Annotated in this window: 9 protein-coding genes; 2 read left to right on the top strand and 7 right to left on the bottom strand. The window is 73.0% G+C overall.

The features are described from left to right. Positions 1 to 43: 43 nt before the first annotated feature. The 5 genes from GTY67_RS27155 to GTY67_RS27135 all read right to left on the bottom strand — a co-directional run bounded on the left by GTY67_RS27155 (position 44) and on the right by GTY67_RS27135 (position 7205). On the bottom strand, positions 44 to 1591 hold the full coding sequence (locus tag GTY67_RS27155; protein WP_018516292.1) for an RNA polymerase sigma factor: 1548 nt from the start codon (positions 1589 to 1591) through the stop codon (positions 44 to 46). 324 nt (positions 1592 to 1915) lie between these two features. Continuing rightward, a complete protein-coding gene (locus tag GTY67_RS27150) occupies positions 1916 to 2803 on the bottom strand; it encodes a FadR/GntR family transcriptional regulator (RefSeq protein ID WP_176727523.1) in 888 nt (295 codons plus the stop codon). Between the two features lie 160 nt (positions 2804 to 2963). Beyond that, entirely contained in the window at positions 2964 to 4700 is a 1737-nt protein-coding gene (locus tag GTY67_RS27145; protein WP_161280589.1) for an ATP-binding cassette domain-containing protein, read from the bottom strand. Between the two features lie 146 nt (positions 4701 to 4846). After that, positions 4847 to 5590 carry an NUDIX domain-containing protein gene (locus tag GTY67_RS27140; protein WP_161280588.1) on the bottom strand — a complete coding sequence of 248 codons (744 nt, stop codon included), beginning with the start codon at positions 5588 to 5590 and terminating at the stop codon, positions 4847 to 4849. A gap of 226 nt (positions 5591 to 5816) precedes the next feature. Beyond that, positions 5817 to 7205: a DUF4192 domain-containing protein gene (locus tag GTY67_RS27135; RefSeq protein ID WP_161280587.1), complete on the bottom strand. Its 1389-nt coding sequence runs from the start codon at positions 7203 to 7205 to the stop codon at positions 5817 to 5819. Between the two features lie 110 nt (positions 7206 to 7315). Between GTY67_RS27135 and GTY67_RS27130 the strand changes: the two genes are divergently transcribed. Both GTY67_RS27130 and GTY67_RS27125 read left to right on the top strand, forming a co-directional pair. Next, positions 7316 to 9487, top strand: coding sequence for a RecQ family ATP-dependent DNA helicase (locus GTY67_RS27130; RefSeq protein WP_161280586.1), 2172 nt, complete (start codon positions 7316 to 7318; stop codon positions 9485 to 9487). A gap of 215 nt (positions 9488 to 9702) precedes the next feature. Further along, positions 9703 to 10353, top strand: a complete 651-nt coding sequence (locus GTY67_RS27125; RefSeq protein WP_161280585.1) for a hypothetical protein — start codon at positions 9703 to 9705, stop codon at positions 10351 to 10353. 77 nt (positions 10354 to 10430) lie between these two features. Here the strand turns inward: GTY67_RS27125 and GTY67_RS27120 are convergent, their stop codons facing one another. Both GTY67_RS27120 and GTY67_RS27115 read right to left on the bottom strand, forming a co-directional pair. Next, a complete protein-coding gene (locus GTY67_RS27120; protein ID WP_161281606.1) occupies positions 10431 to 11042 on the bottom strand; it encodes a hypothetical protein in 612 nt (203 codons plus the stop codon). A 91-nt stretch (positions 11043 to 11133) separates the two neighbouring features. Further along, positions 11134 to 11844, bottom strand: coding sequence for a ribonuclease HII (locus GTY67_RS27115; RefSeq protein WP_093692314.1), 711 nt, complete (start codon positions 11842 to 11844; stop codon positions 11134 to 11136). Between the last annotated feature and the right edge of the window lie 49 nt (positions 11845 to 11893).

Raw genomic sequence — 11893 nt, 5'->3', positions numbered from 1 at the left:
CTACGCCATAAGCGCAGGCCAGGGCCTTGATCAGTGCCTTCGACTAGTCGAGGTAGTCGCGCAGGACCTGCGAGCGCGACGGGTGACGGAGCTTCGACATCGTCTTCGACTCGATCTGGCGGATGCGCTCACGCGTCACGCCGTAGACCTTGCCGATCTCGTCCAGCGTCTTGGGCTGGCCGTCGGTGAGACCGAAGCGCATCGAGACCACGCCGGCCTCACGCTCGGAGAGCGTGTCCAGGACCGAGTGCAGCTGCTCCTGGAGGAGCGTGAAGCTCACCGCGTCCGCCGGGACGACGGCCTCGGAGTCCTCGATCAGGTCACCGAACTCGCTGTCGCCGTCCTCGCCGAGCGGGGTGTGCAGCGAGATCGGCTCACGGCCGTACTTCTGGACCTCGATGACCTTCTCGGGGGTCATGTCGAGTTCCTTGGCCAGCTCCTCCGGGGTGGGCTCACGGCCCAGGTCCTGGAGCATCTGGCGCTGCACGCGGGCGAGCTTGTTGATGACCTCGACCATGTGCACCGGGATACGGATGGTGCGGGCCTGGTCGGCCATGGCGCGGGTGATCGCCTGACGGATCCACCAGGTGGCGTACGTGGAGAACTTGTAGCCCTTGGTGTAGTCGAACTTCTCGACCGCGCGGATCAGACCGAGGTTGCCCTCCTGGATCAGGTCCAGGAAGAGCATGCCGCGGCCGGTGTAGCGCTTGGCCAGGGAGACCACCAGACGGAGGTTGGCCTCCAGGAGGTGGTTCTTGGCGCGGCGGCCGTCCTCGGCGATGATCTCCAGCTCGCGCTTGAGCTTCGGCGCGAGCTTGTCGGCGTTGGCCAGCTTGTCCTCGGCGAAGAGACCCGCCTCGATGCGCTTGGCGAGCTCCACCTCCTGCTCGGCGTTGAGGAGGGGGACCTTGCCGATCTGCTTGAGGTAGTCCTTGACCGGGTCGGCGGTGGCGCCGGCGACGGCGACCTGCTGGGCAGGCGCGTCGTCCTCGTCGTCGTCGGAGAGGACGAAGCCCTTGTTCTCGCCCTCGCCCTCCTCTTCCTCGCCCTTGCCGGCCTTGACCTCTTCGACGGCCTCGTCACCGTCGAGAAGCTCGTCGTCCTGCTTGCCGGACTTCTTCGCCGCTGTCTTCTTGGCCGCCGTCTTCTTCACGGCGGTCTTCTTGGCAGCCGTCTTCTTGGCTGCCGCCTTCTTCGCGGGGGCGGCCGCGACGGCGTCGTCGGCCACCGCGTCCGCGCTCTCGGCCGCCGGGGCGGCGGTGGCCGCGACGGTCCTCGTCACGGTGGTCTTCGCCGCGACAGTCTTGGTGGCGGTGCGCTTGACCGGGCTCTTCGCTGCGACGCTCTTGCGGGCGCGCTTCGGCGACTCCGCGGCACTGACCATCAGCGTCACACCCTCTTCCTCGAGGATCTGGTTGAGGCTGCGCAGAACATTCTTCCACTGGGTTGGCGGAATCTGGTCAGCCTCGAAGGCCCGACGCACGTCATCGCCGGCGATCTGCCCATCAGCCTTTCCCCGCTCGATGAGCGCCATCACAGACTCGGACTCGGCGATCTCCGGCGGGAGCGTACGGGATGTGCTGGCCGACACGAACAACCTCTCGGAACGATGGAAACGGCTTCCGGCCCTGCCCTGGAGAGGGCTGGAGCCGACGACCGCCGACTGGGGATGTCGTCGACGGCGCGGGTTTGGCCTCAGAACTGAACAGCGCGCCCAAGGGCTGCTGTATTCCTTCCGCGGCGGTCACCTCTTAAGTCATCGCGCTGCTTCGAGGAGTGTTACGCCCAATCCGCGTGGCCCGAGTCACACCTCATTCGCGACGAACCGTGCCAGGGAGGGCATCCCCTCACAATTGTGCCGCCGGACCCGTGCGGTCCGGCGGCACAGGGCCTGTCCACCCCGGCCGTGGGGCGGTCAGTGCTCGCGCGGCGCGGGGACGACACGCTCCACGTCGGGGTGGACGACGAGCAGTTGGCGCATGGCCGTCTCGGCACCCGTGGAGTCGCCGGACGCCAGGGCGTCGACGATGCGGGCGTGGTGGGCGAGCGAGGCCTCGCCCGGACGGTCACAGCCGGTGACCGGGCCGCCGGAGACATGCAGGGCGGCCGAGACGATGCCGGAGAGGTGTTCGAGCATCCGGTTGCCCGCGGCCTGGATGAGCAGGGCGTGGAACTCGGCGTCGGCGCGGGAGAAGGTGATCGCGTCCCCCTGCCCCATCGCGTGGCCCATGATCTCCACCATGTCGCCGAGGCGCTGCTGAAGATCCTCCCGGCCGTGGCCGGCGGCGAGGCGGGCGGCGAGGGGTTCGATGGTCCAGCGGAGCTCGGCCAGCTCGCGGCGCTGGTCGTCGCGCTGCGGACCGAAGGCGCGCCACTCGATGATGTCGGGGTCCAGCAGGTTCCAGTCGCTGACCGGGCGGACCCGCGTACCCACATTGGGGCGCGCGCTGACGAGCCCCTTGGCCTCCAGGACGCGCAGGGACTCGCGTACGACGGTGCGGGAGACCTCGAAGCGCTGGCCGATCTCCTCGGGAACGAGGGGGCGGTCCGCGCCGAGATCGCCGGAGACGATCATCTGGCCCAGCTGCTGGACGAGTTGACCGTGCAGGCCGCGTCCGCGGCTGGCCGCTCCCCGTCGGCTCGCCCGCCCCAACTCGGAATCGGAACCGCCCCAGGGCCGCGCCGCGGCGCGCTCGCCGGCCGGCGCCTCCGTATAGGGATAGCGATCGAGTTCGCCCGAGCCGGCCAGGCCGGAATCGGCGGAGCGGGCGGCGGTCATCATGGTGTGCGCAAGGGTACTCACGCATCCTTTGTCGGCGCGGCTCGTCCGCCCCTTGAGGTCTTTGGTGAAAAGCACACGAAAGGGTGATCGGCGCCCAGGCCGCAATTGACGCCATATGCGCATGAACCAGGCATTTTCTAGGGAGTTACGGGCTCCTCGCCTCGACGCCGGACCAGGGTGATCACCAACGCACCTTTCCGCGAAGGCTGGTGAACAGATACGCACAGATCAGGGCCGACAACGACAGGGTGAGCGCGGCGCCCACGGGCTGCGCCACCACGCGCGCCACGGCCAGGACCCAGCGGTCCGCCTCCTGCGGCAGCTGCCACCAGGCCAGTTCGCGCAGCCTCGCCGGAAGCCCGGTGACCGAACGCGTGGACGGAGCCTCGAACACCTTCTGCACCAGCGGAACCACCAGCACCGGAACGGCCAGTACGGCGGCGATCCCGGCCCCGGCCACCCTGAAGACCCCCGCCGCCAGCAGCCCGGCCCAGGCACAGCCCACCGTCAGGCACACCCAACTCGCCCCGAGCACCACGGCGTTGGTGGGAACGGTGAGCAACTCGGGTCCGTAGAAGAGCCGGAGGCTCTGCGCTCCGCAGGCGACGGTGAGAGCGGCCAGCAGGAGGGCGAAACCGGCGGTCACCGTCAGCTTGGCCATCAGCAGGCCGATCCGGCGAGGAACGGTGCCGCGTCCGGCGGCGAGCGCGGGATAGCGGAACTCGTCCCCGAAGGAGAGGGCGCCCAGGATGCCCGCGCCCAGGGCGGCCGGAGGCAGCGGCAGCAGCTCGGGCCAGGCGGCGAGCGCGCGCGGCAGGGGCGTGGAGCCGGTGCGGGCCAGCAGGACGGAGAGCGCGGCGGAGACCAGCAGAACGGACGCCATGATCAGGGTCGTCGTCCGTACGCCGAGGGAGCGCCGCAGTTCGTACCGGATGGGGCGCAGCGGGCCTCGGGCGGGGCGCGCCCTGATCGGCGGCGGCAGTTCGGAGAGGGCTGCGGCGGAGGGCTGCCGGGCCTCGCCGGTGTCCGGCGGTGGGGCGGCGGGGCCGGTGTCGCCGATCTCGTCGGCGAGTTGGTGGACGGGGACGCCGTGCCGGAACGCGGTGTCGCCGACCTCGGCGCAGGTGGAGCCGTACACGGTGAGCCGGCCGTTCGGCTCGGGGACCACCTCGACGGAGCGCTGGGCGGCGCGGGCCTCCCGGCTGACCACGGCGGCGAGCCGGGCCGCGTGCGGGGTGCGGACGGCGACGCGGGGGCGGAGCCGGGTGCGGGCGAAGTCGGCGACCTCCTGGTCCGCGACGAGGCGGCCGCCGTCGACGGTGACGACGCGATCGGCCGTGCGGGCGGCCTCCTTGGGGTCGGCGGTGGCGTACAGAACCGTTCCGCCCTGGGCCGCGTGGGCGCGCAGCAGCCCGTACAACCAGCTGTTCTCGCGCGGGGAGAGGCCCTCTGCGGGTTCGTCCAGGACGAGGGTGTGCGGGTCGCCGAGCAGGGCCGAGGCGAGGCCGAGGCGACGGTCCATCCCCACCGACAGGGTGCCCAGGCGCTGGTCCCCGAGCCCGGCGAGGCCCACGACTTCGAGCATCTCGTCGGCCCGGGCCACGGGCGCTCCGGCGGCCGCGCAGAGCATCCGGAGCTGCCCGCGGGCCGTACGGGAGGGATGCCCCGGTACGTCACCGAGCAGCACGCCCACCTCACGCGCCGGGTGGGCGATGCGGTGCAGCGGCCTGCCCCGGAAGTAGGCGACGCCCCGGCCGGAGTCGAGTTCGAGCATCAGCCGCAGGGCCGCCGTCTTGCCCGAGCCGGGGGCACCCAGCAGGGCGGTGACACGGCCGGGCGGGGCCTCGAAGGTCAGGTCGTCCACGGCGGGCGGAGCGTCGCGACGGGGGGTGCTGGTGAGTCCGATGGCCTGGAGCATCGCTTCTCTCGCGTTCTCTCGCTGAAGGTGAGACCGCTCGGCGGCAGAGGGGTACCGCAGCAACATAACGCGACATTTCCGACTTTTCGTGCAGCAGTGTGCCCGCGGGTGTTCCGCACTTCCCGGGCCGCCGAAAGGCCCCGCCGTCAGACCTCGGGCCGCAGCATCGGCGGGTTGAGCACCGTGGCCGCCCCGGCCCGGAACAGCTGCGCGGGCCTGCCGCCCTGCCGCGTGGTGGTCCCGCCGGAGGGCACCAGGAATCCGGGGGTGCCGGTGACCTTGCGGTGGAAGTTACGGGGGTCGAGGACCACGCCCCACACCGCCTCGTACACCCGGCGCAGCTCCCCGACCGTGAACTCGGGCGGGCAGAACGCCGTGGCCAGTGAGGAGTACTCGATCTTGGAGCGGGCGCGCTCCACCCCGTCGGCCAGGATCCGCGCGTGGTCGAAGGCGAGCGGTGTCGCCTGCTCGCCCTCCCTGAGCAGATCCTCGACCGGCGCCCAGCGTGCGCTGTGGGCGTCCCCGCCGGCCCGGGGCGCGGGCAGGTCCGGCGCGAGGGCGAGGTGCGCGACGCTGACCACGCGCATCCGGGGGTCCCGCGCCGGGTCCCCGTAGGTGGCCAGCTGTTCGAGGTGCGCGCCGTTGCCCACGGCGGGCTTGGCCGGATCGTGGGCGCACAGCCCCGTCTCCTCGACGAGCTCACGCGCCGCCGCGGATGCGAGGTCCTCGTCGGTCCTGACGAAGCCGCCGGGCAGCGCCCACCGGCCCTGGAACGGGGTTTCCCCTCGGCGGACCACCAGCGCGCAGAGCGCGTGGCGGCGCACCGTGAGCACGACCAGGTCCACGGTGACGGCGAAGGGAGGGAAGGTCGACGGGTCGTAGGGCGGCATGCCGTGATCATAGTCGTCTGCCTGACGATAAACACTCCCTTCGGTACTCCGGTGATCGGGGAAATCCCGGGTACGGCCGGATCCGGCCGTACCCGTCGAAAGGTTGATGCGCTCCGGTCCCGGGCGGTGCCGTGGGGCGGTCCGTAGGGCGGTCCGTAGGGCGGTGCCGTCGTGTGGGCCCGTCAGGTGGGCCGGGCGGTCGACGGCCCCGCCCGGCCACCCGCCCTCAGCGACGCGTCCCGGTGCCCCGTCGGCCGTACCGCCGGACGTCCCGCATCCGGCGCCCGGCCACCATCGCCCCCGGCCGGGCGGTGCCGGGCGTCGGTGTCCTGCCTCCGGCGTCCGTGACCCGGTGGCCGCTCCCCCGCCGCCGTACCCGGGCCGCGGCCGGCCTGACCCTGCGGACCTGCGGGGCGGGCGCCCTCGCGGCCACGGCCTCCGCCGCCGCCCCGGCCTCCTCGGCACCCGCCGCCTCCGGCTCCCCACCGCCACCGCCGCCGTCACCCCGGAGGCAGCGGCGCAGGGTCTCCGGATCCAGCCCCTCGTTGCACGCCCGGTGCAGCAGCTGCGCGAATGTGTACTCCGGGTCCGCCCGGAGCGCCATGGCCAGGGCGACCCGGGCGCCGGGTTCGTCGCCGGTGGACCAGCAGACCCAGCCCGCCAGGGTCAGCGGAGCCGCCGCGTGCTCTGCGTACGGCCCGACGCAGCGGCGGGCGAGTGTCCGCCACAGCCGCAGCGCGCGGTGGCCGTCGGGGCCCTCCATCCAGACCGCGGCCTTGTCCCGGGTCTCCCGGTCCTGGAGGCCGAGGATGACGGCGGCGGCCTCGTCCTCGGTGATCAGCTGGTCGTCGCCGAAGTCGGAGACCGCTTCCGGAGCGGGCCGCGTCCGGCCGAGGCGGCCCAGGAGGGTACGGGCGAGCGCGAGGGTCTCCTGCGTCACCTGGGCCTTGGTCCGCTCGTCCAGGATCCGGGGCACCAGCGACGGCGCGGCCCGGTCCAGCGCCTGCAACTGCGCGTAGGCCTCGTCCGGTGCCTGCCAGGGAGCGAGCCGCGCCTCCATGTCGCGCAGCGTCCCCCGCACCTGGATCCCCGCGTAGGCGGCCGCGGCGGCCATCACCGTCGTACCGGGCATGGCCAGGGGGCTTCCCTCGGGCGGGCAGCACCGGCCGTCGGGGCAGCAGTAGGACCAGTAGCGGCCGTCGGAGATGCAGAGCGCTTCGAGCACGGGCACGTCGAGGGCTCCGCACGCCGTACGCAGGCTCTGGGCGAAGGGCCGCAACCGCTCCATGGTCGCGCGGCCGCTCCCGCCGTCCGGCGAGTCCTGGCAGAGGAAGATCAGAATCGCTTCGGGCCGCCCGCCGCGGCGCTCGCTCCCCGTGATCAGGCTCTCCGCGAGATGCTCGGCGACCGGCCCCCATTCACCGGGCGCCCGCGGGATGCCGAGCCGGAGCCGGCCGCCGAACCGGCCCTGGCCGCCGTGCAGCGCCACCATCACGACGCTGTCGTCGGGGTGGAATCCCATCAGGTACGGGAGGGCGTCGGCCAGTTCGGCGGGGCCGCGCAGGGTGATCTGGCGGCCGTCGGCCGGGCCGGTGGATTCGTGGTGCTTGTTCATGACTCGAAGGTCCCGCGAGCCGCCGGATCCCGCGACCCCTGTGGATAACGTTATCCACAGGCTCGCCCCGCCGTTCGCGGTTTGTGGTCGTCATCGGGTTGCATGGGGGGATGACCAACGCAGACCGTGCAGCACTCAGGGCTTCGGCCGACTCCGTCCTCGCCCGCCTCGTCGGGGATGCCACGGGTGAGGCCAGGCTGCGCGAGGACCAGTGGGTGGCCATCGAGGCTCTCGTCGCCGACAAACGCCGGGCGCTGGTCGTGCAGCGCACCGGATGGGGCAAGTCCGCGGTCTACTTCGTGGCGACCTCGCTGCTGCGCGCGCAGGGCAGCGGCCCGACCGTGATCGTCTCGCCGCTGCTGGCGCTGATGCGCAACCAGGTCGCGGCGGCCGCGCGGGCGGGGATCAGCGCCCGCACGATCAATTCGTCCAACACGGAGGAGTGGGAGAGTGTCCAGGCCGAGGTGGCGGCCGGTGAGGTCGACGTCCTGCTGGTCTCGCCGGAGCGGCTGAACAATCCCGACTTCCGGGACCAGGTGCTGCCCCGGCTCGCCGCCGCGACCGGGCTTCTGGTGGTCGACGAGGCGCACTGCATCTCCGACTGGGGACACGACTTCCGGCCGGACTACCGGCGGCTGCGGACCATGCTCGCCGATCTTCCCTCCGGCGTCCCGGTGCTGGCCACCACCGCCACGGCGAACGCCCGTGTGACGGCGGACGTCGCGGAGCAGCTGGGCACGGGGGCGGGCACGGACGCGCTGGTGCTGCGCGGTCCGCTGGACCGGGAGAGCCTGAGCCTGAGCGTGCTCCAACTGCCCAACGCAGCGCACCGGCTGGCCTGGCTGGGCGACCACCTCGGGGAGCTGCCCGGCTCCGGGATCATCTACACGCTGACGGTCGCGGCGGCCGAGGAGGTCACGGCCTACCTCCGCCAGAACGGCCATACGGTCACGTCCTACACCGGGCGGACCGAGAACGCGGACCGGCAGCAGGCGGAGGACGACCTGCTGGCCAACCGGGTCAAGGCGCTGGTCGCCACCTCCGCGCTGGGCATGGGGTTCGACAAGCCCGACCTCGGCTTCGTCGTGCACCTGGGCTCGCCCTCCTCCCCCATCGCCTACTACCAGCAGGTCGGGCGCGCGGGGCGCGGGGTGGAGCACGCCGAGGTGCTGCTGCTCCCCGGCAAGGAGGACGAGGCGATCTGGCAGTATTTCGCCTCGGTCGCCTTCCCGCCCGAGGAGCAGGTGCGCCGCACCCTGGACGTCCTGGCCGGATCGGAGCGGCCGCTCTCCCTGCCCGCGCTGGAGCCCCTGGTCGATCTGCGGCGGACCCGCCTGGAGACGATGCTCAAGGTGCTGGACGTCGACGGGGCGGTGAAGCGGGTCAAGGGCGGCTGGATCTCCACCGGCGAGCCATGGGTCTACGACTCCGAGCGCTACGCCTGGGTCGCCCGGCAGCGGGCCGCCGAGCAGCAGGCCATGCGGGACTACGCCACCACGACGGCGTGCCGGATGGAGTTCCTGCGGCTGCGGCTGGACGACGAGGAGGCCACCGCGTGCGGGCGCTGTGACAACTGCGCGGGTGCCCGCTTCGACGACAAGGTCTCCACCGCCGCCCTGGACGGCGCCCGCAGCGAGCTGGGCCGCCCGGGGGTGGAGGTGGCCCCCCGCAAGATGTGGCCCACCGGTCTGGCCGCGGTGGGCGTCGACCTCAAGGGGCGTATCCCCGCCGGTGAACTCTCCTCCGCCGGACGGGCGCTGGGCCGTCTCTCCGACATCGGCTGGGGCAACCGGCTGCGCCCCATGCTGGCGGCGCAGGCACCGGACGCACCGGTTCCGGACGATGTCACGGACGCCGTGGTCACCGTGCTCACCGACTGGGCCAAGGGCCCCGGCGGCTGGGCCTCCGGGGCGCCCGACGCCGCTCCCCGCCCGGTCGGTGTGGTCACCGTCGCCTCCCGCCGCCGGCCGCAGCTGGTGGGGTCCCTGGGCCGACGCATCGCCGAGATCGGCCGGATGCCGCTGCTCGGGACGGTGACGTACGCCCCGGGCGCCGAGGATCTGACGATGTCGCAGACCAACAGCGCACAGCGGGTGCGGGCCCTGCACGAGGCCCTGGTCGTCGGGCCGGAGCTGGCAGAGGCACTGAAGTCCGCCGGCGGTCCGGTCCTGCTCGTGGACGACCTCTCCGACACCGGCTGGACGCTGGCCGTCGCCGCTCGGCTGCTGCGGCGGGCCGGAGCCCAGGGAGTGTGTCCGCTGGTCCTCGCGGTTCAGGGGTGACGGGAGGCGTCATCCGGCCGGGGCTGGGCAGGGATATCAGTAGCATTCCGGCCGATACCCGTCAGCGTCGCCAATTGCTCGTTGCCGCCCGCCGATACGCCAGGAAGAATTGGGGTTGCTCCCCGCACAGTTCTCGTCGGGCCCGGAAGGGCTGTGCCGCGGCGCGCCCTCACTCGACCCTGCCCGCACCATGGGCGCGTAACGAAGGGAGGACCATGACCTTCGGATTCGCCCCGTCCGCAGCCACTTCGATATCGGCGTTCTCGACCCCACCGGGTTCCGCGGACTCCGTCAACCGCCTTGCCCGGCTGCTCGAACCCGCCGAGTGGGCCTCGGCGGGCATACCGCTGCTGGCCAGTCCGCGCGAGGTCGTCAGCGGACTGCACTCCCGGCACCGGCCGACGCCCTCCACCGCCGTCGTCGCGGTCCTCGACCATGAGGAACGGCTCACGGCGAGCGCCTCGTTCACCCGCCGCGACACGGCGGCGGCCGACGGCTGGGACTTCCGCAACGCCCTGCTGGCGCAGTTGCGGCGGGTCATCCCGCACGATCTGCGCCGCCGTACCCCGGTGCGTACCGCCGTGCTGCTCTACTGCCGTGAGGGCGACGAGCGGTGGACCGAGGAGGACGGCGCGTGGATGTGGGGGCTGCGGGACGCCTGCACCCTGCACGGGCTGCGGTGCGGTGCGTACATCACGCTGACCAGCGGGGGCTGGCAGGTGCTCGGCGAGGGGCGGGGCGGGCGGCGGCCCAGCTCCCTGTCGGAGCCGGCCCCGCTGGCCGACCTCGTCTCCGAACAGCGGCCCGCGCTGACGCGGACCGGTGGCGGGTCGGCCCAGGCGCTGCGCCGCTCGGCCGCCCGGTGAACCACCGCTGAACCCGCCGGAGCCCCGGCCGCCCTCACGGGCGGCCGGGGCTCCTCGGTTCGAACGGGTGCGCCGGTTCAGACGCCCGCGCCGAGTGCGGAGTTGATCGTCTGCGGGTCCCCGCAGACGATCAGCAGCGCGGCGGCGCGGTCACGTGCGACGGGCAGCGCGCGGGCCACGGTCCCACCGGCGTCGCCGTTGACCGCGACGACGACCACGGGCCGGGGCTTCGCCCGGTCGACCGCGGAGGCGTCGGCGAAGAAGACGTCGTCGCCCGCGTCCTGCTGGGCCCAGTACGCGGCCTCGCCGAAGGACAGCTCGTGGGCGGCCCACGGGTGCTGCTCACCGGTGGTGAGCACCAGGATGTCGCCCGGCGCACGGCCGGACTCCAGCAGCAGGTCGACCGCTTCCTCGGCCGCGTCGAGGGCTCCGCCGGCCGGGGCCGGGATCAGCTGGAGCTGCGGCGCGGAACGATTCTCCGGCCGGCCCGGAGCGCTCCTGGGCGCTGCGGGCGCGGGTACGGGTGCGGGGTGTGCGCGCTGTGCCGGAGGCGTGGGGCGCGCGGGGCCGGGGCCCGGGCGGCCGGGACGCGGCGTGGCCGCGGAACGCGGACCTGGTACGGGACGGGGGGTCGGCGCGGTACGGCCGGCGGCCGGGGTGACGCGGGGACCCTGGGCACTCTCGTGAATCTGAGGCTCCTGGAGGAAGAGAGAGGCAGGAAGGTGGTTGGTCGTGGGCCGACGTGGTCGGTCGGCATCGCTGGTGGGCGCCTGCGCGCGATCAGAATTCGAAGCCGAGCTGGCCCCCGCTTTCGAGTGCGGCCGCCTCGGCGGAGAAACGGACCTTCTTCAGGTGCTGCCACCGGGGCAGCGCGTCCAGATAGGCCCAGGAGAGGCGGTGGTGGGGCGTGGGCCCCCGCTCCTCCAGCGCGGCCCGGTGCACCGGCGAGGGATAGCCCGCGTTGGCACCGAAGGCGAAGTCCGTGTACTCCTCGGACTCCCCGCCCAGTTCGGCCATCATCCGGTCGCGGTGCACCTTGGCGATGACCGAGGCGGCCGCCACCGCGATGCAGGACTGGTCGCCCTTGATGACCGTACGGACCTTCCAGGGGGCGCCCAGGTAGTCGTGCTTGCCGTCGAGTATCACCGCGTCGGGCCGCACCGGCAGCCCCTCCAGGGCGCGTACGGCGGCGAGCCGGAGCGCAGCGGTCATGCCGAGGTCGTCGATCTCCTGCGGGGAGGCGTGCCCCAAGGCGTGGGCGGTGACCCAGCTCTCCAGCACGGGGGCGAGCGCGGCACGCCGCAGGGGCGTCAACAGCTTGGAATCGGTGAGGCCTTCGGGCGGTCGGCGCAGGCCGGTGACCGCGGCACACACGGTGACGGGTCCGGCCCACGCCCCGCGTCCGACCTCGTCGACACCGGCTACGGTCCTGGCACCGGTGGTAGCGCGAAGCGAGCGCTCGACGGTGTGCGTGGGTGGTTCGTACGGCATGGCGCCAGTCAGCGTACGCCGAGAGCGACGGCAGCGACACCCCGGGGCA

The sequence above is a fragment of the Streptomyces sp. SID8374 genome (assembly GCF_009865135.1).
Lineage (GTDB): Bacteria > Actinomycetota > Actinomycetes > Streptomycetales > Streptomycetaceae > Streptomyces.
The sequence above is the reverse complement of the archived record's forward strand: the minus strand, read 5'-3'. Positions and strand labels throughout refer to the sequence as shown.

What these genes read in the sequence shown, in the direction of transcription:
- GTY67_RS27145 (WP_161280589.1), bottom strand. Translation starts at nt 4,700, where the DNA reads ATGCTCCAGGCCATCGGACTCACCAGCACCCCCCGTCGCGACGCTCCG.
- GTY67_RS27140 (WP_161280588.1), bottom strand. Translation starts at nt 5,590, where the DNA reads ATGCCGCCCTACGACCCGTCGACCTTCCCTCCCTTCGCCGTCACCGTG.
- GTY67_RS27135 (WP_161280587.1), bottom strand. Translation starts at nt 7,205, where the DNA reads ATGAACAAGCACCACGAATCCACCGGCCCGGCCGACGGCCGCCAGATC.
- GTY67_RS27130 (WP_161280586.1), top strand. Translation starts at nt 7,316, where the DNA reads ATGACCAACGCAGACCGTGCAGCACTCAGGGCTTCGGCCGACTCCGTC.
- GTY67_RS27125 (WP_161280585.1), top strand. Translation starts at nt 9,703, where the DNA reads ATGACCTTCGGATTCGCCCCGTCCGCAGCCACTTCGATATCGGCGTTC.
- GTY67_RS27115 (WP_093692314.1), bottom strand. Translation starts at nt 11,844, where the DNA reads ATGCCGTACGAACCACCCACGCACACCGTCGAGCGCTCGCTTCGCGCT.